The sequence below is a fragment of the Geodermatophilaceae bacterium NBWT11 genome (assembly GCA_014218215.1).
Lineage (GTDB): Bacteria > Actinomycetota > Actinomycetes > Mycobacteriales > Geodermatophilaceae > Klenkia.
Window position 1 is genome coordinate 3,324,725 of the sequence record CP043652.1, and the last position, 22,923, is coordinate 3,347,647.

A 22,923-nucleotide genomic window follows, 5' to 3' on the forward strand; every position below is an offset into this window, starting at 1 on the left:
GCTCCAGGGATCAGCGGTTGTAGGCGGGCATGGGGCCGCGCAGCGTGGCGCCGACCTCGTCGCAGGCGGCCACGACGTCGGCCGGGAGGGGGCCGGCCGCGGCGGCCGCGACGTTCTGCTGCAGCTGGGCGGTCTTGGAGCCCCCGAGCAGCAGGGCGGCGACGTCGGGGGAGCCGAGCAGCCAGCGCAGCGACAGCTCGGCCAGTGGGATCCCCGCGCCGTCGGCGACGGCGGACAGCCGGCCGACGGCGTCGAAGAGCTCGGGGTTCCAGTAGCGCTGCTTGTACATCGCGGCGAGCTTCGAGTCCCCGAACCGGCCGCTGGTCGCGGCCTCGTCGAAGGAGTGCTTCCCGGTGAGCAGCCCGCCGCCGAGCGGGTTGTAGACCATCGTGGCCAGCCCGTTCACCCGGGCGAACTCCAGGTACTCCTCCTCGACCCGGCGGGCCAGCAGGTTGTAGAGCTGCTGGGCGACGACCGGCCGCGGGCAGCCGACCTCGTCGGCGGCGGCGTTGAGCTCGGCGATCTGCCAGGCGGCCAGGTTCGAGACGCCCAGCGCGCCGACCCGGCCGTCGGCGACGAAGCCGGCGATCGTCGTCAGCGTCTCGCGGATCGGCGTCGCCCGGTCGGGCTGGTGCAGGTAGTAGAGGTCCACCCGGTCGACCTGCAGCCGGGACAGCGACCCGGCCAGCGAGGCCTCCAGCGCGGCTGCCGACAGCGGCGCGTGGTCCCCGGCGTCCGGGTGCGGGATGCCGGCCTTGGTGGCCAGCACGACGGAGTCCCGACGGGTCTGCAGCAGGGGGCCGAGGATGGTCTCGGTGGCCCCGCCGGCGTAGCCGTTGGCGGTGTCCAGGCCGGTGATCCCGGCCTCCAGGGCGGCGTCGAGCATCGCGGCGGAGCCGGCGGCGTCCACGGTGTCGCCGAAGGTCATCGTGCCCAGGACCAGGCGGCTCATCGGGACCGGGGCCCCGGGGATCTCGAGGGTCATGCGGGGGCTCCCTGCAGCTGTCGGACGACGTCACGGGGCTTGCGGCCGCGCATCGTGGTGGGGTCGAGCGCGGCCTTGCGCAGCGCCCGGGTGTACTCCTCGGTGGGGGCGCGCAGCACGTCGGCGGTGGACCCGGTCTCCACGAGCCTCCCGGCCCGCATCACCACGATCCGGTCGCTGATCTGCTTGACCACCCCGAGGTTGTGGCTGATGAACAGGTAGGTCAGGCCGCGCTCGCGCTGCAGGTCGGTCAGCAGGGTGAGCACCTGGGCCTGCACGCTCACGTCCAGCGCGCTGGTGGCCTCGTCGAGCACCAGCAGGTCGGGGCTGGTGGCCAGCGCCCGGGCGATGCCGATCCGCTGGCGCTGCCCGCCGGAGAACTCGGCCGGACGGCGGTCCAGCGCGGAGGCCGGCAGCCCGACCAGGTCGATGAGCCGCGCGGCCTCCCGGTGCCGGTCGGCCTTGGAGCGGTCCCGCATCGGCTCGGCGACGATCTTCTCGGCCGTCAGGTGCGGGTCCAGGGAGCCGTAGGGGTCCTGGAAGACCATCTGCACCCGGTGCCGCAGCGGGCGCAGCTGCTTCTCCTTCAGCTGGGCGATGTCGGTGCCGTCCACGACGATCGCGCCCGAGGTCGGGGTGACCAGCCGGACCAGGGCCCGGGCGATCGTGGACTTCCCGCAGCCGGACTCGCCGACCACGGCCAGCGTCCCGCCCTTGGGGATGTCGAAGCTGACGCCGTCCACGGCCCGGAAGTCGCCGTAGCTGACGACCAGGTCCTGCACGGACAGGAACGGGGCGGTCATGCCGACACCTCCGCGGGGGTCTCGTCGAAGGTGCCGAGCTGGGGGACGGCGGCCAGCAGCCGCCGGGTGTACTCCTCGCGCGGGTCCTCCACGACCTGCTCGGCCTCGCCGGACTCCACGAAGCGGCCGTCCTTCATCACGTGGATCCGGTCGCTGACCAACCGGGCGACCCCCAGGTCGTGGGTGATCATCAGGATCCCGATGCCGGTGCGCTCCTGCAGCTCCATGAGCAGGTCCAGGATCCCGGCCTGCACGGTGACGTCCAGGGCCGAGGTCGGCTCGTCGGCGACCAGCAGCACCGGGTGCCCGGCCAGGGCGATGGCGATCAGGACGCGCTGCAGCATGCCGCCGGAGAGCTGGTGCGGGAACTTGTCCAGCTGCTCCTCCGGCCGCGGGATGCGCACGGCCTCCAGCAGCTCGACGGCCCGGGCCCTGGCGGTCGAGCGGGGGTGGCCGGCCAGCCGGATCGCGCCGGTGAGCTGCTTGCCCACCGAGTGCACCGGGGACAGCGCGGTCATCGGGTCCTGGGGGATGAGGGAGACCATCCGGCCGCGGATCCGGCGGGCGGCGTCCCGGTCGACCAGCAGGTCCACCCCGCCGACCTTGACCGAGCCCGACAGCACGGCGAGGTCGTCGGGCAGCAGCTGCAGCACGCCCATCGCCGTCGTCGACTTGCCCGAGCCGGACTCGCCGATGAGCGTGACCGTCTCGCCGCGGGAGATCCGGAAGGAGACGCCGTCCACGGCGCGGACGACGCGGTCGGCGGTGACCAGCTCGACCTGCAGGTCGGTGACCTCGAGGATCGGGGTGCTGTCGAAGGGGATCGGGAAGACCACGGTGCTCACGCCTCCGTCTTCGTCGCGGCGGGGGTGCCGGCGGCGGCCCGGCGGCGGGGGCGCCGGGTGCGGTCGCGCAGGCCGTCGCCGAGCAGGTTGACCCCGACGACGAGCAGCACGATGAACAGGCCCGGGAGCGTGACCAGCCACCACGAGGTGGTGATGTAGTCCTGCCCGTCGGAGATGATCCGGCCCCAGGTGGCGAACGGGCGCTCCGGCCCGGCCCCCAGGTAGGACAGCGCGGACTCCAGCAGCACGGCCTGGGCCAGCAGCAGCAGGACCACCAGGGTGGCCTGGGAGAGCACGTTGGGGACGACGTGGCGGACCAGCACCGAGGTGCGGCGCAGCCCGAGCACGGTGGCGGCCGAGACGTAGGGCTTGCCCCGCTCCACGAGCACCAGCGAGCGGGTGAGCCGGGCGACCTCGGGCCACTGGGCCAGCGCGATGACCACGGTGATGACCAGGATCGACGGGCCGAACAGCGCCACCACCAGCAGCAGCATGAGCAGCAGGGGGAGCGAGAGCTGGGCCTCCAGGAGCCGGGAGACCACGGTGTCGACCCAGCCGCCGAAGAAGCCGGCCGCGGCGCCGAGGGCGATGCCGATCAGCCCGGAGACCACGATCGCCAGCAGGCCGATCATCAGCGAGGTCTGCCCCCCGTGCAGCACCCGGGAGAGCAGGTCGCGGCCCAGCTGGTCGGTGCCGAAGAGGTGCCCGTCGGTGAACGGGGCCAGCCGGCGGGCGCCGAGGTCCTGCTCGTCGGGGCCGGGCAGCGGGAGCACCGAGGCCAGCAGCACCGGCAGCACGACCAGCAGGGTGCAGACCCCGCCGACCCAGAGCTTGACCCGGGAGCTGCGGGCCCGGCGGCGGGCGCCGGCGTTCTTGAGGTCCGCGGGGGTGACCGCGCTGGGCCGCTCCGCGGGTGCCGGGCTGGGCACGGTCGCCGGCCCGGGCGTCAGGGTGGTGGTCACGCGAGGGCTCCCTCGGGGGCGGCGACCGCGGGCGCGGTCTTCGGGGTGGTCTTCGCCAGCCGCACCCGGGGGTCCAGCAGCGGGTAGGCCAGGTCGATGAGCAGCTGCACCAGCACCGTCAGCGCGGCGGTGACCAGCACGGTGGCCTGGATCAGCGGGTAGTCCCGGGTCTCCAGCGCCCGGACGACGAGGCTGCCGACGCCGGGCCAGGCGAACACGACCTCGACCACGACGACGCCGTTGAGCATCGCGGCGAACCGGGTGCCCAGGGCGGTGAGCACCGGGATGGCCGAGTTGCTCATCGCGTAGCGCCAGGTCAGCGAGCGCTCGGCGACCCCGCGCGAGCGGGCGACGGTCAGGTAGGGCGCCGCCATGTTGGTGCTCATCTCGCGGCGGACCATCCGGCTGATCAGCGCGATCTGCAGGATCGCGATCGTGATCGTGGGCAGCACCAGGCCGCCCCAGCTGGTGAAGCCCGACGCCGGGAACACCGGGACGACCACGGCGAAGACGGTGAGCAGCATGATGCCGCTCCAGAAGTCGGGCATCGACTGGCCGGTGATGGTGAGCAGGTTGGCGCCGAACTCCTTGGCGGTGTCGGCCCGACGGGCCATCCACACGCCCAGCGGGATGGCGACGACTGCGGTCACCAGGATCGCCGAGAGCGCCAGGGTGATCGTGTACGGCAACCGCTCGAGGACGACGTCCAGCGCCGGTGCCTGGAAGGAGAACGACGTCCCCAGGTCGCCGGTGACCAGGCCCTTCAGGAAGGTCCCGTACTGGACGAGGATCGAGTCGTCGAGGCCGAACTGCTGGCGGATCCGCTCGAGGTCCTCGGTCGTCGGGTTGGGCCCGGCGTAGGCCGCCGCCGGGTCGCCCGGGGCCAGCCGGAGCAGCACGAAGACCGTGGTCAGGGTCAGGAAGAGGGTCAGGACGCTCTGCCCGACCCGCTTGAGCACGTACCGGGTCATGCGCGGGCCGCCAGCTTCGTCGAGGACAGTTCGAAGGAGTTCGAGGGCTTGAGGAGCAGGTCGCTGACCCGGTCGCGCCGGGCGAGCACCGCGTTGGGCACGAAGGCCCACATGCACGGCCAGGTCTCCCAGACCGCGTCCTGGGCCTCGGCCAGCAGGGTCTGCCGGCGGCTCGGGTCGACCTCGGTGCCGGCGGCGGTGATCACCTGCTGGATCTCCGGGAACACGTACCCGTGGTAGGTGTCGCGGGTGGCCTCGCGCTCGGCGGTGCCGCCGTACATGCCCTGCAGCATGGTCAGCGCCAGGCCGGTGGGGGAGGCGAAGCCGTTGCCCAGGACGTCCCAGTCGCCGCCGCGGCCCTGCCGCCACAGCGAGATGTCGCCGCCGGGCTGGAACTGCACGAGCCGGGTGCGGACGCCGATGTCGCCCATCATCTGGACGACGGCCTCCATCACCGAGGTGTCGTTGGCGAACTCCCCGGTCTCCCAGATCATCGTGAGCTCGAGGTCGGTGACGCCCTCGGACTCCAGCAGTTGCCGGGCCCCGCGCGGGTCGAAGGCGTACTCGTGACCGCCGGTGCCCCCCGACAGCCCCTCGGGGACGACGCCGGTGGCTGCGGTGACCGAGCCGACGAGCACGTCGTCGACCAGCGCCCGCCCGTCGATGCCCATCGACAGCGCCTGGCGGACCCGGACGTTGGCCAGCGGGTGGTCGGCCGGCTTGCGGAAGTTGTAGAACAGCTGGCTGATCCGCAGCCCGTCGGTGCGCTCGATGGTGACGTCGCGGACGCCGGCGAGCTGGTCGGCGGAGTCGGGGGAGATGGTGTCGATGACGTCGACCTCGCCCGAGCGCATGGAGACCACCCGGCTGGACTCCTCGGGCACGAACCGCACCTGGACGGTCTCGATCGCCGCGCGCGGGCCCCAGTAGGCCTCGTTGCGGCGCAGCGTGTAGTCCCCGGTGCCCCGGTTGCTGGCGGTGACCACGTACGGGCCGCTGCCCACGCCGGACTGCAGCTCCTCGGGCAGGTTGGCCGCCGCGGGGGTGATGAGGATGTTGGCCATCAGGAAGTCGAGGTTGGGCTCGGGGAGCTCGGTGTTCATCGTGAACGTGCGCTCGTCGAGCACCTCGACGGTGGGCCACTCGCGGAAGAAGGAGGCCAGGAAGGAGCCGTTCACGCCCTGGTACATCTCCAGCGCGGTGGCGACGTCCTGCGGGGTGACCGGGGTGCCGTCGGAGTAGACGACCCCGTCGCGCAGCTGCACGGTCCACTCGGTGTCCCCGGTGAGCTCGAAGCGCTCGGCGAGCACCAGCTCCGGGGTGAGGTCGGCGCCGATCCGGGTCAGGCCCTGCCGGACGGCGCGCTGCACGGTGACCGCGGCGTCGAACTGGTTGAGCTTGTTGTCCAGGCTGACCAGCGAGCGGTTCAGCGCCATCGTCATCGTGCCGGGGCCGGGGGTGCCGGTGGGGCCGGCGCAGGCGGAGAGCGCGGGGCCGAGGGCCAGCCCGGCCCCCACCACGCCACCCAGCCGGAACAGGGACCGCCGGGAGATCTCCCGGCCCACCCGTGCCCCGCTGCTCGAACTGCTGGTCATCGTCGACCTCTCGCGTCATCGGCCGGCAGGACGCCGGGCCAGGTCGGTGTTGCGTGGGTCACCGTGCCATTCATGCGTGTTCTGCGCAAGCGTCTGGCGCGTTGTGCGCATTCTGTGTCACGCTGCACACCGCACCGACCTGCCGGTCGGACGTCGACGAGCTCCCCGGGAGGTGCCAGGTGACCCACGTGCCCGGCCCTGCGGTGCTCGCCCTGGCCGATGACCTCTCCGGTGCTGCAGAGACCGCTGACCTGCTGGGACACGATGCGGACGGCGTCGCCCTGCTGCTCGCCGGGGACACCCCGCCGGTGCTCGCCGGGCGGGTCTGCGTCGTCGACCTGCACGCCCGCCACCATGCCCCGGAGGCCGTCGTGGCCCGCGTCCGGGCCCTCGTTGATCGTGCGCAGTCCGCGCAGGTGCTGCTGAAGATCGACTCCCTGCTCCGCGGCCCGGTCGCCGCCACCGTGGGCGCCGTCGGCCCGGTCGTCGTCGCCCCGGCACTGCCCGCACTGGACCGGGTGGTCGTGGACGGCACGCCCACCGCGGACGGCCGCCCGCTGGCCGAGGTGCACGCCTGGGCCACCGAGGGCCGCCCTGCACCCGTCTCGGTCACCGCCGCCCTCGCCCCCCTCCGGGTCACCGTCGTGGCCCTGGGCACCGTGCGGTCGGCCGCGCTGGCGGGCGTGCTCGCCGACCTGCTGGCCGCCGGCCGGGTGCCGGTCTGCGACGGCGTCACCGACGCCGACCTGGACGCCGTCGTCGCCGCGGTGGCCACCCTGCCCGGCGTCGCGCTGGCCGGATCCGGCGGCCTCGCCGCCGCCCTCGGTCGCACCCTCCCTGCTGACGAGGAGCGCCCTTCTCGTCGGGTCCAGGACGTGCCGCGGCAGGGCCCGCTCGTCGTGGTGGGGACGGCGGAGGCCGTGGCCGCCGAGCAGGTCACCCGGCTCGTCGCCACCGGCGTGCCCGAGCTCGTCGTCCCGGTGGCGGCGCTCGTCGAGCCCGCGGCCGAGGCGCGGTGGGCCGCCGAGGTCGCCGCCGCCGTCGCACGCGGACCGCTGGTGCTGCGGCCCGACCCGGCCGACGCCGTCGACCCCACCGCCTCCCGCGCGCTGGCCGCCGGGCTGTCCCGGCTCGTCGCCGACGCCCTCCAGCTCACCGACTCCCTCGTCGACCTCGTCCTCACCGGCGGGGAGACCGCTCGCGGGGTGCTCGACGCCCTCGACGTCGTCCGGCTGACCCCCCGGGGCGCGGTGCACCACGGCGCCGTCGTCTCCACCACCGACGACGGTCGCACCGTCGTCACCCGGCCCGGCAGCTTCGGCGGCCCGGACTCCCTCGTCTCGATCCTGCACTCCCTGCGACCAGATGCAGGGCACCCCCGCACCCCGACGGAAGGCACCCTCCCGATGAGCACCCTCACCACCCCCGCCGCCCAGCCGGAGACCGGCACCGACCAGCGGCCGTGGATCGCGGTCACCATGGGCGACGGCGCCGGCGTCGGCCCCGAGGTGGTCGTGGGTGCGCTGATCGAGGAGACCGCCTACGCCGCGTGCCGCCCCGTCGTCGTCGGCGACCTCGCCCGGCTGCAGCAGGCCGCCGACGTGCTCGGCCTGGCCCCGGAGCTGGTCGCCGTCGAGGGCCCCGAGCAGGCGGTCTTCACCCCGGGCCGGATCAACGTGGTCGACCTCGGTCTGCTGCCGCCCGACCTGCCGTTCGGGCAGCTGTCCCCGGTCGCCGGGCACGCCGCCTACGAGTACATCCGGGTCGCCGCCGAGCTGGCCATGGCCGGCCGGGTGCAGGGCATCTGCACCGCGCCGTTGAACAAGGAGGCGCTGCACGCCGCCGGGCACGTCTACCCCGGGCACACCGAGCTGCTCGCGCACTTCTGCGGCATCGAGGAGGTCTCGATGATGCTCAGCTCGCCCAAGATCCGGGTCATCCACGTGACCACCCACATCGGGCTCATCGACGCCATCGCCAAGATCGAGCCCGGCCTGGTCGAGCGCACCGTCCGTCGCGGCCACGACGCCCTGGTCCGCGCCGGCATCGAGAACCCGCGGATCGGCGTCTGCGGCATCAACCCGCACGCCGGGGAGAACGGCCTGTTCGGCTACGGCGAGGAGGAGGAGAAGATCGTCCCCGCCATCGAGGTGCTGCAGGCCGACGGCATCGACGCCCGCGGCCCGATGCCCGCCGACACCGCCTTCTTCGTCGCCGGCCGCGGTGACTACGACCTGATCGTCGCGATGTACCACGACCAGGGCCACGGCCCCGTGAAGATCCTGGGCATCGAGGCCGGGGTGAACATCACCGTCGGGCTCCCGGTCATCCGCACCTCGGTCGACCACGGCACCGCCTTCGACATCGCGGGCACCGGCAAGGTCGACGTCCGCAGCATGATCGAGGCACTGCGGCAGGCTGCGCAGATGTCGCCCGCCCCGGCGGCCTGAGCCCGGAGGAGGACCCGTGCACGACGACGTGCCGACCGACGACGACACCGCCACCTCCCGGCAGCTGGGCTCCCGCGCCCGGCGGGAGGAGATCGTCCGGCTGGCCACCACCAGCGGGCTGGCCTCGGTGGAGGAGCTGGCCGGCGTCTTCGAGGTGACCGCCTCCACCATCCGCCGGGACCTCGCCCAGCTGACCGGCGACGGCCGGCTCGCCCGCACCTACGGCGGGGCGATGGCGCTCATCGCGCACCCGGAGACCTCGCTGCGCCAGCGCACCGGCGAGGCCTACAGCGCCAAGCGGGGCATCGCCCGGTGGGCGGCGGCGCAGGTGCGGCCGGGGGAGACGGTGCTGCTGGACGCCGGGTCCACGGTCGGCGCGGTCGCCCACGAGCTGCGGGCCACCACCCCGCTGACCGTGGCCACCACCGGGCTCACGGTGCTGGAGGCGCTCGCCGACGTCGAGGACGTGCACGTGGAGTGCCTCGGCGGCACGCTGCGCCACCTCTCGCAGGGGTTCGTCGGCCCGCTGACCGAGGCCGCGCTGGAGCGGATGACCTTCGACCGGGTCTTCCTGGGCGCCGACGGGGTGACCGCCGACAGCGGCATCTGCGAGGCCGCGCTCGAGCAGACCCGGCTCAAGGAGCTGATGGCCCGCCGGGCCCAGCACGTCTACGTGCTCGCCCACGCGGCCAAGCTCGGCCGGCGGCCCTTCCACGCCTGGGCGCGGCTGACCGACCCGTGGACGCTGGTCACCGACGACGGCGCCGAGCCCGCCGCACTGGCCCCGTTCCTCGCCGCCGGGGTGTCGGTGGTCGTCGTGGACCCGCAGGGCCTCGCCGAGGCACCCTGAGGGCGGCGTACGGTTAGGGCACCCTAACTGAGGAGAGCACGTGACGCAGGCACCGAGGAAGCGGCGGGTGACCCGGGTGGGCACCGTCGTCCGCACCGAGCGGGTCACCCCGCACCTGGTCCGGGTGGTGCTGGGCGGGGAGTCGCTCACCGGCTTCGGCGCCGGCGACTTCACCGACCACTACGTCAAGCTGCAGCTCCCGCCGAAGGGGGCTCCCTACGACGCGCCCTTCAACGCCGAGGCCGTGCAGGCCGAGCACCCCGCCGAGCTGTGGCCGGTCAGCCGCACCTACACCGTCCGGGAGTGGGACGCCGCCGCCGGCGAGCTCACCATCGACTTCGTCACCCACGGGGACGACGGGGTGGCCGGGCCCTGGGCCTCGGCGGCCCAGCCGGGTGACCAGCTGCAGTTCGCCGGCCCCGGCGGCGCCTACGCCCCCAGCCCGGACGCCGACTGGCACCTGCTCGTCGGCGACGACTCGGCGCTGCCGGCCATCGCGGCCGCGCTGCCCCGGCTCCCCGCCGGCGTCCCGGCCGAGGTGTTCGTCGAGGTGGAGGGCCCGGCCGACGAGCAGGACCTGCCCGGGGTCACCTGGGTGTACCGGGGCTCGCAGCCGGTCGGCGCGGCGCTGACCGCGGCCGTGCTGTCGGCCGAGCGCCCGGCCGGCACCCCGCACGCGTTCGTGCACGGGGAGGCCGGGTTCGTCCGCGAGCTGCGCCGGTTCCTGCGGGCCGAGCTGGACCTGCCGCGGGAGCGGATGAGCGTGTCGGGGTACTGGCGGCTCGGGCGCACCGAGGACCGCTGGCAGGCCGAGAAGCCGGAGTGGAACGCCGCCGTCGAGGCCGACGAGGCCGCCCTCACCGCCTGAGCGGAGGGCAGGAGCGCAGAGAAGCTGCACTCCTGCCCTCCACTGCTCACATGTCGCGGTAGCGCTTGGCCTCCGCGGTCGCCTGGCGCAGCTGCTCGACGTGGAACTCCGGGCCGTAGCCGGGGGTGTCCCGCTGGATGCGCCAGCCCTCGGCGAGCGGGCCGACGTCGAACGTGTCGAAGCCGATCCGGTCGATGTACTCGGCGACCCACGCCTTGGCGTCGGCGTCGTCCCCGGCGATGACCAGCGCGCGGCGGTGCTCGGTGCCGGTCGCTGCGCGCTTGCTGGTCAGGTGCTCGGAGTAGATGTGGTTGAAGGCCTTGACCACGTGCGAGGTGGGCAGGTGGGCCTGCGCCATCTCGGCGGTGGTGGTGGTCTCCTCGTCGAGGGCGGCGATGTGGCCGTCCCGCTCGGGGTAGTAGTTGTTGGTGTCGATCACGGTCTTGCCGGCCAGCGGCTCGACCGGGACGTCGCCCAGGTTCTTCAGCGGCACGGTGACGACGACGACCTCGCCGGCGGCACCGGCCTCGGCGGCGGTGGCCGCGGAGATCGAGCCCTGGCGGGAGTCGCGGGCCTCGATCTCGGCGACGAGGTCGGCGAGGGTCTCCGGGCCGCGGGAGTTGGCGATCACGACGTCGTAGCCGGCGTCGGTGGAGATGCGGGCGAGCTGGGAGCCGATCAGGCCGGCCCCGATGATGCCGATGGTGGTCATGTGGGGCCCAACAACGGTCAGCTGCCGCCCGTTCCGGCCCATCCGAACCGGGGCGGACGACGCTCGGCGAAGGCGGTGACGCCCTCGGCGAGCTCGCCGCTGGCGATGGTCTCGCCGTACCAGCGCCGGGCCACCGCATCGGCGTCCGCGCTGTGGGTGAGGGCGGCGAGGACCTCCTTGCTGGCGCGCTGCGTGAGCGCGGACCGGGAGGCCAGCACGTCGGCGAAGCGGCGCACCTCGGGCTCCAGCGCGTCGGGGGCCAGCAGCTTGTCCACCAGGCCGACCCGCAGGGCCTCGGCGGCGTCCAGCAGCTCGCCGCTGAACAGCAGCAGCTTGGTCGTCGCCGGTCCCACCAGGTCCAGCAGTGCCCGGGTGGGCTCGGCCGGGTAGACCACGCCCACCTTGGCCGGGGTGACCCCGAAGACCCCGGTGTCGTCGGTGAACCGGAGGTCGCAGCACGCCGCCAGCTCCACCCCGCCGCCGATGCAGTGCCCGCGCACCATCGCGATGGTGGGGTGCGGGAAGGTGCGCAGGGCGTGCTGGGCGGCCAGGTTCGCCGCCCGCAGCTGGGCCATCGGGTCGGCCGGGTCGGGTCCGCCGAGCAGGTCGGCGATGTCGGCCCCGGCGCAGAACGACGGGCCCGCGCCGGTCACCACCAGCACGCGCACCCGGGGGTCGGCTGCCAGGTCGGCCAGCAGGCCCGGGACGGCGGCCCACATGGCGCCGGTCATCGCGTTGCGCTTGTCGGCCCGGTCGACGGTGAGCGTGGCCAGGGAGCCCTCGACGGTGACGGAGAGGTCGCTCATCCCAGGTCGTCGGTGCCGAACGTGTCGCACGCGTTCGGGTCGCCGCTCTGGTAGCCGGTGGTGAACCAGCGCTGCCGCTGCTCGGAGGACCCGTGGGTGAACGCGTCCTGGTCCACGGTGCCACCGCCCAGCTCGGTCTGGATGAAGTCGTCACCGATGCGGCCGGCGGCGTCCAGCGCCCCGTCGATGTCGGCCTGGGTGATCTCGGCGATCAGCGGCTGACCCGACGCGTCGGGCACGGTCTCCGCGTGGTTCGCCCACGTGCCGGCGTAGCAGTCGGCCTGCAGCTCCAGCCGCACGGTGCCGCTGGTCGGGCCGGTCTCCCCGGGCTGCACCTGCGCGTTGGTGCCCAGCAGGTTCTGCACGTGGTGGCCGTACTCGTGGGCGATCACGTAGGCGTTGACGAACAACCCGCCCTCGGCGCCGAACCGGCTCTGCAGGTCGTCGAAGAACGACAGGTCGATGTACACCAGCTGGTCGGCCGGGCAGTAGAAGGGCCCCGACCCGGAGGTCGCCCCGCCGCACCGGGTCTGCACCTGGTCGGAGAAGAAGACGGTGTCGGTGCGGACGTAGCCCTCCAGCGTCTGCTCCCAGTAGTCCTGGATCGAGTCGATGTTGGCCGCGGTGGCGCAGTCGACCGAGGAGTTGGCGTCCGCGCCGTCCTGGCAGGCCGCCTCGAGGTCGGTGTTGTCGGCGGTCTGGCCCTGCTGCAGGCCCCCGAGCACGTCGGACAGCCCGGCGGACGACCCGCCCCCGCCTCCCCCGCCGCCGCCGAGGACCTGGAACAGCACGACCACGATCAGCCCCACGACGCCCAGCCCGCCACCGCCGACGGCCAGCCCGCGGCCACCGCCCCGACCACCGCCGCCACCGCGGCGGTCCTGCACGCCGGACGTGTCGACGTCGGCACCCTCGCGGTACCTCATGCCAGTGCGTCCAGGTCGGGCGGCGAGAGGGTGAACACGGCCTCGACGGCGCCGTGCACCTCCTGCAGCGCGGGCTCGAGGTCCAGCTCGGGTGCCGCGGCGGCGGCACCACGCATCCGTGCGCCCCCGGCGGCGAAGGCCATCGGCGCCATCGCCCCGGTGCCCACGTCGCGCAGCTCGACGAGACCGGTGACGCTGCTGCCGACGGCGGCGGCGTACCCGCGGGCCCTGCTCAGGGCCTCGCTGATCGCCTCGGTGCGGGCCTGCCCGTACTCGGGGGCGTCCCGGTCCAGCCGCCAGCTCGGGCCCCACAGCGAGCAGCCCTCGAGACCGGCCGCGGCGACCGCCACCTCGCCGACCCGGTCGACGTCGTCGATCCGCACCTGGGTGGTCACGCTCGCGACGTACCCGGTGACGCGGTTCTTCTCGGCGAGCTCGGGACGTACCGACACCCCGGCGGTCGAGTGCCGGGTCACCCGGTCGCTGAACCGCTGGAGCAGCTCGGTCACCTGCTGCTGGTGCTCGCCCAGCTGGGCCAGTGCGCGGTCCTGCCGGCGGTCGCGGCCGGTGGCGGTGATGCTCAGGGTGGCGTGCGAGGGCGGCACCCGGAGGGTGACCTCGCCGCGCACGACCACCCGGGGGGTGGGGCTGGGTTCCAAGGTTCCTCCTCCTGCTGTGCCGACACCGGATCGTCCCGCCTGCCGGCCCGGCCCGCTCGACGGGCCCCCTCAGGTCACGGGTCGGTGACGCTCTCCCGGTCGTGACGGGCCTGTGACCCGCCGGTGACAGGCTGCGCTCTCACCCGGTGGGAGGAGCAGCGATGGCGCTGGCAGAGGGCAGGTTCGTCACCCTCGCGGTCCTCGGCGTGGTCTGCCTGCTGGGTGCGGTGCTCACCTCGTGGCTGCTGGGGCAGCCCTCGATGCTGGTGTTCGGGGTCGTCTTCGCCGGGCTGGTGCTGGTCAGCCTGATCCGGCCACCGAACGACTGACCCGACGACCGACCCGGGTCAGCGCCGCCGGCGGGTGCCGAAGACGCCGCGGGTGATCTCCCGGCCCAGCGCCGAGGCGGCCGACCGGGTGAACGACCGGAACGCCGAGGAGCCCAACACGCGGCTCACCAGGTCCGGCTCGGGCTCGGGGGCGCGCTCCCGGCGGCGGGGTGCCGGCTCGGCGCGCCCGAGGTCGGGCTCGCGCCAGCTGTCCGGCTCGGGGGCGGACCGCGGTGCGGGTGCCGGGGCCGGGGGAGCGGGCGGCGGGGCGAGCCGGGCGGCGAGCTGCTCGTAGGCCGACTCCCGGTCCACCGCGGTGGCGTACTTCGCGTGCAGCGGGGACGACGCCACGGCCTGTTGCTGGACGGCCGGGTCGATCTGGCCCATGAAGGAGCGCGGCGCCCGGACCATCGTCCAGGCGACCGGGGTCGGGGCGCCGCGCTCGGAGAGCACGGTGACCACCGCTTCGCCGGTGCCCAGCGACGTGAGCGTCTCGGCGACGTCGTAGGCCTCCGACGTCGGGTAGGTCTTCACCGTCTTCTTCAGCGCGGTCGCGTCGTCGGGGGTGAAGACCCGCAGCGCGTGCTGCACCCGGTTGCCGAGCTGCCCGAGCACCGGGGTGGGCACGTCGGTCGGGTTCTGGGTCACGAAGAAGACCCCGACGCCCTTGGACCGGATCAGCCGCACGGTCTGGGTGACCGACTCCAGGAAGGCCTTGCTGGAGTCGGTGAAGAGCAGGTGCGCCTCGTCGAAGAAGAAGACCAGCTTCGGCTTGTCCACGTCCCCGACCTCGGGCAGCTCCTCGAACAGGTCGGCCAGCAGCCACATGAGGAAGGTGGAGAACAGCGCCGGGCGGTCCTGCACCTCGGTGAGCTCGACGGAGCTGATCACCCCGCGGCCGTCGGGGGCGGTGCGGATCAGGTCGGTGGTCTCCCACTCGGGCTCACCGAAGAAGACGTCGCCGCCCAGGTCGTCCAGGGCGATCAGGTTGCGCAGGATCACCCCGGCGGTGGCCTTGCTCAACCCGCCCAGGCCCTGCAGGTCGGCCTTGCCCTCGGGGCTGATCAGCCAGGAGATGACCGCGCGGAGGTCCTTGAGGTCCAGCAGCGGCAGGCCGGCCTGGTCGGCGTAGTGGAACACCAGGCCCAGCGAGCTCTCCTGGGTGGCGTTGAGGTCCATCACCTTGGCCAGCAGCACCGGGCCGAAGTCGGTGATCGTCGAGCGCACCGGCACCCCGGTGCCCAGCCCGCCCAGCGCCAGGAACTCGACGGGGAACCCGGTGGGCGTCCACGCGTCGGCGGTGTCGGTGGCCCGCTGGGTGACCCGGTCGCTGGTCGCGCCGGGCTGGGCGAGGCCGGTCAGGTCGCCCTTGACGTCGGCGAGCACCACCGGCACGCCCTGTGCCGAGAGCTGTTCGGCCAGCAGCTGCAGGGTCTTGGTCTTGCCGGTGCCGGTGGCCCCGGCGATGAGGCCGTGCCGGTTCATCATCGACAGCGGCACCCGCACCTGGGCGCCGGGGTGCGGCTTCCCGCCGTGCACCACGGCGCCGAACTCCAGGGCCGGACCGGTGAACGCGTAGCCCGCGGCGATCTCCGCCGCGACCGGGTCCACCCCCTCGGTGGGGGACGGGTCGGTCGGGGGCTGCTGCGGTGCGGTCACGTCGTCGTCCGGCCCTGGTCGTCCGTCGTCGACCGGGTCAGCCCTGGTCGCGCACGACGCGGTCGACCTCGGGCGTGGGCGAGGGAGCCGGCGGGGCGAACCCGGCGCTGGACGGCGAGGTCGACTGGACCCCGGCGGCCTCGGCGGCGGTGCGGTCGACCTCGGGGGTGGCCGAGGGGTCCGGCGGGGTGTCCGTCGGCAGGGTGGTCGTGGGCGCGGTCTCGACCGGGGTGGGCACGCTGCTCAGCGGCGAACCCGGGGCGGACGTGCCGGTCGCGTCCTCGTGCCTGGGGACGGCGCCCTTGGCCTTGCTCGCGGCCTGGTCGATCTGTGCGGCCTTGTCCGGGAACTTGTCCTTGGCGAACTGCCCGGCCTTGTCGACCGCGCCCTCGATCTTGCCGGCGTTGTCCTTCACCGCGGTCTCGAGCTTCTCGGCGCTGTCGCTGAGTGCCTGCTGCGCCTGCTTGGCGATCTTGCCGAAGTCCACCATGTCGCGCTCCTCCACTCGTCGGGCTGTCCGGCCTCAGCCTGCCGGTCCCGGGGAAGACCGACAACAGCGGGAGGGGCTGGCCCCCGATGTCGGTGGGGTCGGTCAGGATGCCCGCATGAGCGAGAAGGTGCAGGGGCCGGCGAGCTACTTCCCGTCGATCGAGGCCAAGCACGGCAGACCGATCGCGGAGTGGCAGGGGCTGGTCCGGGAGCGGCGGGCAGCCGAGCCCGGGATCAGGCACATGGCGCTGGTCGCCTGGCTCAAGGCCGAGCACGGGATGGGCCACGGGCACGCGAACGCCCTGGTCGCGCACACCCTCGCTGAGGACACCGCCGGCTGAGCCCGTGCCCTTCACGCTGAGCCACCCCGCCGCCGTCCTGCCGTTCCTGCGCACCGGTCTGCCGGCGTCGGCGCTGGTGGCCGGCAGCACGGTGCCCGACCTGCCGTACTACCTGCCCGTCGACCTCGGCGTGCGCACGCACACCGCGCCGGCCCTGGTGACCGTCGACCTGGCGGGCGGGTTGCTGCTGTGGGCGCTGTGGCACGGGGTGCTGGCCGCGCCGGTGGTGGCCGGTGCCCCGGCCGCGCTGCGGGCCCGGCTGGGCGCGGTGCGGACCGGGCTGCCGGTGGCCGGTCCCCGCGGGGCCGCCGGGGTGGTGGGCGGGGTGCTGCTGGGCGCCGGCACGCACGTGCTCTGGGACGAGTTCACCCACCCCGGCCGCTGGGGCACCCGACACCTGGCGTTCCTGGCCGACGACGCGGGTGGGCGCCCGGGGTGGAGCTGGGCCCAGGAGACGAGCAGCCTGATCGGCGGGCTCGTCGTCCTGGGCTGGCTGGTGCTCTGGTGGCGGCGCGCGCCGGTCCGTCCGGTGCCGGCGCGGCGCCCGTGGGCCTGGCTGCTGGTGGCCGCGATCGCGGTGGTGGCCGGTGCGGCCGGAGCCGTGGGTCAGCCCGACCTGCGCAGCGTGGCGGTGCTGGCCGCCTTCACCGGCGGGACGGCCGCGCTGGTCACCACGGTCGTGCTGGCCCTGGGCTGGCACGTCCGGCGGCGAATCAGCTCCGGGTGAGCGCCCGCTCGATGCGCTCGGCGGTGGCCCGGGCGTCGGGGGCGCCGAGCACGAGGCGGGCGTAGCGCTGCCCGGCCAGCTCGACCACCACCGGCTCCAGGGAGGCGCGCAGGTTCCAGAACACCCGCTCGCCGCCGCGGAAGTACGTGCCCGCCGTGATGACGCGGGGGAGGTGGGTGCCCGGCGCCCGGAGGCCGGCGGGCTCCCGGCTCATGCCGGGGTCGGCGGTGGCGCCGCGGACGGCACCCAGCGGGACGGCGATCCGGCGCTTGAGGGCCCAGACCCGGTCCCAGCCGTGCAGGGTCACCACGAGCTGGTCGGTGGTCACGTCGATCTCGGTCATGGTTCCTCCGGTCGTCGGGTGGCGTGCGCGATCAGCTCCCGGCCCAGCAGGCCGGGCAGGTCGTCGGTGGTGGGGCGCAGCCGGTCGAACCCGGCGGAGACCAGGACGGCGACGTCGTCGTCGACCGGTGCTCGTTCCACCGCGGCGCGCAGCAGGAGGGTGAGGTCGTCGTCCGGCAGGGCCTGCACGTGGTCGCCGAGCACCCGCAGGTACAGCGCCCGCTTGCTGCCGAAGGCCGCGTAGAGCGAGCCCCGCTGGATCCCGAGGGCGGTCACCAGGTCGTCGACGCTGGTGCCCTCGTAGCCCCGGGCGGCGAACACGGCGGCCGCGGCACGCACGGCGACCGCCTCGTCGAAGCTGCGGGGGCGGGCCATGCACCCACCCTAGCCCAGTTCTTGACCGATCGTTCCAGAAACCAGCTCGTCCGGGTGGAAGAGGCTCTCGATGGGCCGCTCGAACAGCGCGGAGATGCGGAAGGCCAGCGGCAGGCTGGGGTCGTAGCGCCCGGTCTCCAGCGCGTTCACGGTCTGCCGGGAGACCCCGAGGGCGTCGGCGAGCGCGGCCTGGCTCCAGCCGCGCTCCTCGCGGAGTGGTCGCAGCGAGTTCCTCACCGGGCGTTCAGCACCCCGGTCGCGACGGCCCAGCCGGCCATCCCCGCGGCGAAGACGAACCAGGGCGCCAGGAGCAGGGCCACGCCGGCCACGGCCAGCATCCCGAGCACGACGGCGGCGAGCATGGCGACGGCGAAGCCCACCGCCAGTCCGCGCAGCAGGACGAGCTGCTCGTACTCGTCGACCCGGCGCAGGTGGCGCAGCACCGCCCAGCCGATCCAGATCGCGGGCAGCACCGGCAGGAGCGCCCAGCCGAAGCGGGCGGGCGAGTCGCCGTCCAGGTCGCCGAACGCGCCGACCAGCCCGATCACCACGACGTAGCCGACCACCCCGGGCAGGAAGTCACGCAGGTAAGCGGTGGCGCGGGAGCGGTCGCCGGCGCTGCGGCGCGGGGTGTCAAGGTCGCTTGTCATGCCCCCACCGTGTCCCGGGCGGCGCTCGGTGTCAAGCGTCCTTGACAGGCAGGTCGCGCCGCGGGGTCCTAGGGTCGGGGCATGCCACTGGAAGGCGAGTACGAGCCCAGCCCCGAGAAGTGGGTCCGCGACCAGGTCGAGACCTACGAGCGCACCGGCGGCCGGGAGGCCAACACCCTCCCGAACCGCCCCGAGCCCGTCGTCGTGTTCACCACGCGTGGGGCCAAGAGCGGCAAGGTCCGCAAGAACCCGTTGATGAAGGTCGAGCACGACGGCGTCTACGCGATGGTCGCCAGCCAGGGCGGGGCGCCCAAGCACCCCACCTGGTACTTCAACCTCAAGGCCCACCCCGACCAGGTGACCGTCCAGGACGGCGAGCAGGTGTGGGACGGCCAGGCCCGCGAGATCAGCGGGGAGGAGAAGGCGGTCTGGTGGGAGCGCGCCGTCGCGGCCTTCCCCGACTACGCCGACTACCAGCGCAAGACCGACCGGGAGATCCCGGTCGTGCTCGTGGAGCCCCGGGCCTGAGCGGCGACGGGCGGGTCGTCGTCGTCACCGGTGCCTCCGACGGCATCGGCGCGGCGGCGGCCCGCCGGCTGCACCGCGACGGCGCGCACGTCGTCGTGGTCGGCCGCTCCCCGGAGAAGACCGCCGCGGTGGCCGCCGAGCTGCCCGGTTCCGAACCGCTGACCGCGGACTTCGCCCGGTTGGACGACGTCCGCGCGCTCGCGGCGGCCATCGCCGCACGGCACCCCCGGGTCGACGTGCTCTGCAACAACGCGGGCGCGTCCTTCGGCAGGCGCCGGCTCACCGTGGACGGCCACGAGACCACGTTCCAGGTCGACCACCTCGCCGGTTACCTGCTCACCCGGCTGCTCGAGCCCCAGCTGCGCGCCGCTCGCGGGAGGGTGGTGCACACGGCCTCGTTCATGCACCGCTTCGGCTGGGTCCCGCGCGGCCGGCTGGCCCGGGCGTACGAGTCGCGCCCGCCGTACGTGGCCAACCGCGCCTACGCCAAGGCCAAGTTCGCCAACGTGCTCACCACCCGGGAGCTCGCCCGCCGGTGGGCCCCGGACGTGAGCAGCACCTGCTACGACCCCGGCGCGGTGGCCAGCTCCTTCGGGGTCGCCTCGGGCGGTGTCGTCGGGCTGACGTTCCGCACCCCGCTGACCGCGTTCTTCCGCACCCCGGCGCACGGTGCGGACACCATGGTCTGGCTGGCCACCGCCCCCGAGGGCTGGCGCAACGGCGGCTACCACGTCGACCGCTCGATCGGCCTGACCCTGCTCGCCGCGAAGGACGACCGCCGCGCCCGCGAGCTCTGGGACCTCTCCGCCGACCTCGTGGGCCTCGCCCCCTGACGAGAAGCGCCCTTCTCGTCGGTCGCGGCTAGGTTCTGCCCATGGCGAGCAAGGCCGGCGATGCGGTCGAGATCGACGTCGACGGGCTGGACGTGCGGCTGTCCAGCCCCGACCGGGTCTACTTCCCCGCGCGCGGGGAGACCAAGCGGGACCTGCTGGAGTACTACCTCGCCGTCGGCCCCGGGATCGTGAACGCGCTGCGCGAGCGGCCCTGCATGCTGCACCGCTTCCCGACGGGTGTGGACGGCGACAAGGTGCACCAGAAGCGGGTGCCGGCCGGGGCGCCGCCGTGGCTGGAGACCGTGCGGGTGTTCTTCCCGCGCTACAAACGGACCGCCGACGAGCTCTGCGTGACCCACCTGGCGCACGTGGCCTGGGCGGTGCAGATGTCCACGGTCGAGTTCCACCCGTGGAACAGCCGTCGGCCCGACGTCGAACTGCCCGACGAGTGGCGGATCGACCTCGACCCGATGCCCGACGCCGACTGGGGCACGGTGCGGCGGGTGGCCGGCGTCGTCCAGGAGGTGCTCGAGGAGCTCGGCGCCGTCGGGTACCCGAAGACGTCGGGCGGCAGCGGCCTGCACGTCTACGTCCGGATCCCCCCGGTGCACGGGTTCACCGACGTCCGCCGGGCCGCGCTGGCCTTCGCCCGTGAGGTGGAGCGCCGCTCGTCGGACGTGACGACGACGTGGTGGCGCAAGGACCGCGACCCCAGCGCCCTGTTCGTCGACTACAACCAGAACGCCCGCGACCACACCCTCGCCGCCGCCTACTCGGTGCGCGGCAACCGCGAGGCCACGGTCTCCACCCCGGTCACCTGGGCCGAGGTCGCCGACGTCGAGCCCGGCGACTTCACCATCGCCACGGTGCCCGCCCGGTTCGCCGAGCTGGGCGACCTGCACGCCGACATCGACGCGCACCCCTTCGACCTGGCGCCGCTGCTGGAGTGGGCCGACCGCGACGAGGCCGCCGGTGCCGAGGTGCCGCCGGAGCCCGAGGCCTGATGGACCTCAACTCCGACCTCGGCGAGGGCTTCGGCCAGTGGGTGCTGGGCGACGACGACGCCCTGCTCGAAGTCGTCACCAGTGCCAACGTCGCCTGCGGGTTCCACGCCGGGGACGCGGTGACGATGCGCCGGGTGACCGCCCGGTGCGTCGAGCGGGGCGTGGCGATCGGTGCCCAGGTGGGCTACCGCGACCTGCCCGGCTTCGGCCGCCGGTTCATCGACGTCGAGCCGTACGCCCTCACCCAGGACGTGCTCTACCAGCTCGGGGCGCTGGACGGGTTCGCCCGGGTGGCCGGTGACCGGGTGCGCTACGTCAAGCCGCACGGGGCGCTCTACAACGCGATCGTGCACCACGAGGAGCAGGCGGCGGCCGTGGTCGCTGCCGTCGTCGACTACGACGCCACGCTGCCGGTGCTCGGCCTGCTGGGCTCGGTGTTCCTCCGGCTGGCCGCCGAGGCGGGGCTCACCACGATCGCCGAGGCGTTCGCCGACCGGGCGTACACCCCCGAGGGCACGCTGGTCTCCCGCCGGCTGCCGGGGGCCGTGCTGCACGACGCCGCGGAGATCGCCCGCCGCTGCGTCGCGATGGCCACCGGGCGGACGGTCGCCGACGTGGACGGCGGGGAGCTGACCCTGCAGCCCGGCTCGATCTGCGTGCACGGCGACACCCCCGGGGCCGTCGACATCGCCCGGCAGGTGCGCGACGCCCTCGCCGGGGCCGGCGTGGGGCTCGCCCCCTTCGCCCGCTGATGCGGCTGCTGCCCAGCGGGGACGCCGGACTGCTGGTCGAGCTCGACGACCTGGACGCCGTCCTCGCCCTGCACCGGACGCTGGCGGCCGACCCCCCGGCCGGGGTGCTCGACGTCGTCCCGGCCTCCCGGACGGTGCTGCTCGTGCTGGACCCGGCGGCCACCACGGTCGGCACGGTCGCCGCCGCTGTCCAGGCGGCGCGGCCGACCGCGGCGGACCGGGCCGGGGGAGAGCTCGTCGAGCTGCCGGTGGTCTACGACGGTGAGGACCTGGCCGACGTCGGCGAGCTGCTCGGCTGCAGCTCGGCCGAGGTGGTCACCCGGCACACCGGGACCGAATGGACGGTGGCCTTCGGCGGGTTCGCGCCCGGGTTCGGCTACCTGACGGCGGCCGACGGCGGCTGGGACGTCCCGCGCCGTTCGACCCCGCGCACCCGGGTGCCGGCCGGTGCGGTGGCGCTGGCCGGGGAGTTCAGCGGGGTCTACCCGCGGGAGTCCCCGGGCGGCTGGCAGCTGCTCGGGCACACCGACACCGCCGTGTTCGACCTGCACCGGGAGCCCGCGGCACTGCTGCGGCCCGGCGTGCGCGTGCGGTTCGTGGACGCGCGGTGAGGGCGCTCACCGTCCTCGCCCCCGGGCCGCTGACCACCGTGCAGGACCGCGGCCGTCCCGGCCGGGCGGCCGAGGGGATCGGCCGGTCCGGGGTCTGCGACCGGGCGGCGGCGACGCTGGCCAACCGGCTGCTGGGCAACGACCCCGAGGCCGCCGTCCTCGAGGTCACCGCCGGTGGCCTGGCCGTGCGGGCCGAGACCGGGCTCTGGCTGGCGCTCACCGGCGCCCGCTGCGCGGGACCCGCCCCCCACGCCGCACCGTTCTGGCTCGCGGCGGGGGAGGAGCTGCGCCTCGGTCCCCCCGTGAGCGGGCTGCGCACCCACCTCGCCGTCCGGGGCGGCATCGCGGTCGACCCGGTGCTGGGGTCGCGGTCCACGGACCTGCTGTCCGGACTGGGCCCGCCGGTGCCCACCGCCGGTGACGTGCTGCCGGTCGGTGCGGCCCGGGGCGAGCCGGGGACGGTGGACGTCGTCGGTGTCGCCGATCCGCCCGCCGGCGAGGTCAGCGTCACCGTGCTGCCCGGCCCGCGCGCCGACTGGTTCACCGACGAGGCGCACGCCCTGCTGACCGGCACCGGGTGGACGGTCACCGGCGACGGCAACCGGGTGGGCCTCCGGCTGGCCGGACCCGAGCTGACCCGCGGCCGCACCGGGGAGCTGCCCAGCGAGGGCATGGTGCGCGGTGCGCTGCAGGTGCCGCCGTCCGGGCAGCCGGTGCTGTTCCTCGCCGACCACCCGGTCACGGGCGGCTATCCGGTGATCGGCTACGTCGCCGAGCCCGACGTCGACCGCTGCGGTCAGCTGGCCCCGGGGCAGCCCCTGCGGTTCCGACGCCGCTGACGGGCGGTCGAC

At 74.4% G+C, this 22,923-nt stretch carries 26 protein-coding genes; 10 read left to right on the plus strand and 16 right to left on the minus strand.

All coding sequences use genetic code 11. The annotated features are described in order from the left end of the window. Nucleotides 1-10: 10 nt before the first annotated feature. Genes F1C76_16090 through F1C76_16115 form a run of 6 tightly spaced genes read right to left on the minus strand, consistent with a single transcriptional unit; the run spans nucleotide 11 to nucleotide 6,161 of the window. Complete coding sequence (locus F1C76_16090) at nucleotides 11-985, minus strand: aldo/keto reductase (GenBank protein ID QNG37901.1); 975 nt, start codon at nucleotides 983-985, stop codon at nucleotides 11-13. Further along, nucleotides 982-1,788, minus strand: coding sequence for an ABC transporter ATP-binding protein (locus F1C76_16095; GenBank protein ID QNG37902.1), 807 nt, complete (start codon nucleotides 1,786-1,788; stop codon nucleotides 982-984). The genes F1C76_16090 and F1C76_16095 overlap by 4 nt, the downstream gene beginning before the upstream one ends. After that, complete coding sequence (locus tag F1C76_16100; protein ID QNG39301.1) at nucleotides 1,785-2,612, minus strand: ABC transporter ATP-binding protein; 828 nt, start codon at nucleotides 2,610-2,612, stop codon at nucleotides 1,785-1,787. Before F1C76_16100 ends, F1C76_16095 begins: the two co-directional genes overlap by 4 nt. 17 nt (nucleotides 2,613-2,629) lie before the next feature. Further along, nucleotides 2,630-3,595, minus strand: a complete 966-nt coding sequence (locus F1C76_16105) for an ABC transporter permease (protein QNG37903.1) — start codon at nucleotides 3,593-3,595, stop codon at nucleotides 2,630-2,632. After that, nucleotides 3,592-4,566, minus strand: coding sequence for an ABC transporter permease (locus F1C76_16110; GenBank protein ID QNG37904.1), 975 nt, complete (start codon nucleotides 4,564-4,566; stop codon nucleotides 3,592-3,594). The genes F1C76_16105 and F1C76_16110 overlap by 4 nt, the downstream gene beginning before the upstream one ends. Next, complete coding sequence (locus tag F1C76_16115) at nucleotides 4,563-6,161, minus strand: ABC transporter substrate-binding protein (GenBank protein QNG37905.1); 1,599 nt, start codon at nucleotides 6,159-6,161, stop codon at nucleotides 4,563-4,565. The genes F1C76_16110 and F1C76_16115 overlap by 4 nt, the downstream gene beginning before the upstream one ends. Nucleotides 6,162-6,349: 188 nt before the next feature. On the opposite strand from F1C76_16115, the gene pdxA reads away from it, so the two are divergent. The 3 genes from pdxA to F1C76_16130 all read left to right on the plus strand — a co-directional run bounded on the left by pdxA (nucleotide 6,350) and on the right by F1C76_16130 (nucleotide 10,329). Further along, entirely contained in the window at nucleotides 6,350-8,611 is a 2,262-nt protein-coding gene (gene pdxA / locus F1C76_16120) for a 4-hydroxythreonine-4-phosphate dehydrogenase PdxA (GenBank protein QNG37906.1), read from the plus strand. A 64-nt stretch (nucleotides 8,612-8,675) separates the two neighbouring features. Next, a complete protein-coding gene (locus tag F1C76_16125) occupies nucleotides 8,676-9,461 on the plus strand; it encodes a DeoR/GlpR transcriptional regulator (GenBank protein QNG39302.1) in 786 nt (261 codons plus the stop codon). A 67-nt stretch (nucleotides 9,462-9,528) separates the two neighbouring features. Beyond that, entirely contained in the window at nucleotides 9,529-10,329 is an 801-nt protein-coding gene (locus F1C76_16130) for a siderophore-interacting protein (GenBank protein QNG39303.1), read from the plus strand. A gap of 46 nt (nucleotides 10,330-10,375) precedes the next feature. Here F1C76_16130 and F1C76_16135 read toward each other — a convergent pair whose 3' ends face one another. The 6 genes from F1C76_16135 to F1C76_16160 form a co-directional block, all read right to left on the minus strand. After that, a complete protein-coding gene (locus F1C76_16135; GenBank protein ID QNG37907.1) occupies nucleotides 10,376-11,041 on the minus strand; it encodes an NADP oxidoreductase in 666 nt (221 codons plus the stop codon). Between the two features lie 17 nt (nucleotides 11,042-11,058). After that, a complete protein-coding gene (locus F1C76_16140) occupies nucleotides 11,059-11,847 on the minus strand; it encodes an enoyl-CoA hydratase/isomerase family protein (GenBank protein ID QNG37908.1) in 789 nt (262 codons plus the stop codon). After that, nucleotides 11,844-12,773, minus strand: a complete 930-nt coding sequence (locus tag F1C76_16145) for a hypothetical protein (protein QNG37909.1) — start codon at nucleotides 12,771-12,773, stop codon at nucleotides 11,844-11,846. Before F1C76_16145 ends, F1C76_16140 begins: the two co-directional genes overlap by 4 nt. Then, nucleotides 12,770-13,432 carry a DUF541 domain-containing protein gene (locus tag F1C76_16150; GenBank protein QNG37910.1) on the minus strand — a complete coding sequence of 221 codons (663 nt, stop codon included), beginning with the start codon at nucleotides 13,430-13,432 and terminating at the stop codon, nucleotides 12,770-12,772. Before F1C76_16150 ends, F1C76_16145 begins: the two co-directional genes overlap by 4 nt. A 347-nt stretch (nucleotides 13,433-13,779) precedes the next feature. Then, nucleotides 13,780-15,420 carry a DUF853 family protein gene (locus F1C76_16155; protein QNG37911.1) on the minus strand — a complete coding sequence of 547 codons (1,641 nt, stop codon included), beginning with the start codon at nucleotides 15,418-15,420 and terminating at the stop codon, nucleotides 13,780-13,782. 37 nt (nucleotides 15,421-15,457) lie between these two features. Further along, on the minus strand, nucleotides 15,458-15,910 hold the full coding sequence (locus F1C76_16160; protein QNG37912.1) for an antitoxin: 453 nt from the start codon (nucleotides 15,908-15,910) through the stop codon (nucleotides 15,458-15,460). Nucleotides 15,911-16,025: 115 nt separating this feature from the next. On the opposite strand from F1C76_16160, the gene F1C76_16165 reads away from it, so the two are divergent. Next, entirely contained in the window at nucleotides 16,026-16,250 is a 225-nt protein-coding gene (locus F1C76_16165; GenBank protein QNG37913.1) for a DUF4287 domain-containing protein, read from the plus strand. Further along, nucleotides 16,231-16,977 (plus strand): DUF4184 family protein, encoded by a 747-nt coding sequence (locus tag F1C76_16170; GenBank protein QNG37914.1) that lies wholly within the window; start codon nucleotides 16,231-16,233, stop codon nucleotides 16,975-16,977. The genes F1C76_16165 and F1C76_16170 overlap by 20 nt, the downstream gene beginning before the upstream one ends. Here F1C76_16170 and F1C76_16175 read toward each other — a convergent pair. Genes F1C76_16175 through F1C76_16190 form a run of 4 tightly spaced genes read right to left on the minus strand, consistent with a single transcriptional unit; the run spans nucleotide 16,964 to nucleotide 18,344 of the window. Then, nucleotides 16,964-17,320 carry a hypothetical protein gene (locus tag F1C76_16175; GenBank protein QNG37915.1) on the minus strand — a complete coding sequence of 119 codons (357 nt, stop codon included), beginning with the start codon at nucleotides 17,318-17,320 and terminating at the stop codon, nucleotides 16,964-16,966. The two genes, F1C76_16170 and F1C76_16175, sit on opposite strands and share 14 nt — an antisense overlap. Next, on the minus strand, nucleotides 17,317-17,694 hold the full coding sequence (locus tag F1C76_16180; GenBank protein QNG37916.1) for a helix-turn-helix transcriptional regulator: 378 nt from the start codon (nucleotides 17,692-17,694) through the stop codon (nucleotides 17,317-17,319). Before F1C76_16180 ends, F1C76_16175 begins: the two co-directional genes overlap by 4 nt. A gap of 9 nt (nucleotides 17,695-17,703) precedes the next feature. After that, on the minus strand, nucleotides 17,704-17,931 hold the full coding sequence (locus F1C76_16185; GenBank protein QNG37917.1) for a helix-turn-helix transcriptional regulator: 228 nt from the start codon (nucleotides 17,929-17,931) through the stop codon (nucleotides 17,704-17,706). After that, nucleotides 17,928-18,344, minus strand: coding sequence for a hypothetical protein (locus tag F1C76_16190; GenBank protein ID QNG37918.1), 417 nt, complete (start codon nucleotides 18,342-18,344; stop codon nucleotides 17,928-17,930). The genes F1C76_16185 and F1C76_16190 overlap by 4 nt, the downstream gene beginning before the upstream one ends. Before the next feature lie 81 nt (nucleotides 18,345-18,425). Here F1C76_16190 and F1C76_16195 point away from each other — a divergent pair, with 81 nt between their 5' ends. From F1C76_16195 to F1C76_16215, 5 genes are all read left to right on the plus strand, one after another. Continuing rightward, entirely contained in the window at nucleotides 18,426-18,872 is a 447-nt protein-coding gene (locus F1C76_16195) for a nitroreductase family deazaflavin-dependent oxidoreductase (protein ID QNG37919.1), read from the plus strand. Next, a complete protein-coding gene (locus tag F1C76_16200) occupies nucleotides 18,869-19,705 on the plus strand; it encodes an SDR family NAD(P)-dependent oxidoreductase (GenBank protein ID QNG39304.1) in 837 nt (278 codons plus the stop codon). The genes F1C76_16195 and F1C76_16200 overlap by 4 nt, the downstream gene beginning before the upstream one ends. 41 nt (nucleotides 19,706-19,746) lie before the next feature. Then, the gene (locus F1C76_16205) at nucleotides 19,747-20,709 is read left to right on the plus strand and encodes an ATP-dependent DNA ligase (GenBank protein ID QNG37920.1); all 963 of its coding nucleotides are present in this window, start codon (nucleotides 19,747-19,749) and stop codon (nucleotides 20,707-20,709) included. Further along, nucleotides 20,709-21,461: a LamB/YcsF family protein gene (locus tag F1C76_16210; GenBank protein QNG37921.1), complete on the plus strand. Its 753-nt coding sequence runs from the start codon at nucleotides 20,709-20,711 to the stop codon at nucleotides 21,459-21,461. Before F1C76_16205 ends, F1C76_16210 begins: the two co-directional genes overlap by 1 nt. A gap of 337 nt (nucleotides 21,462-21,798) precedes the next feature. Next, a complete protein-coding gene (locus F1C76_16215; GenBank protein ID QNG37922.1) occupies nucleotides 21,799-22,911 on the plus strand; it encodes a biotin-dependent carboxyltransferase family protein in 1,113 nt (370 codons plus the stop codon). Nucleotides 22,912-22,923: the final 12 nt, after the last annotated feature.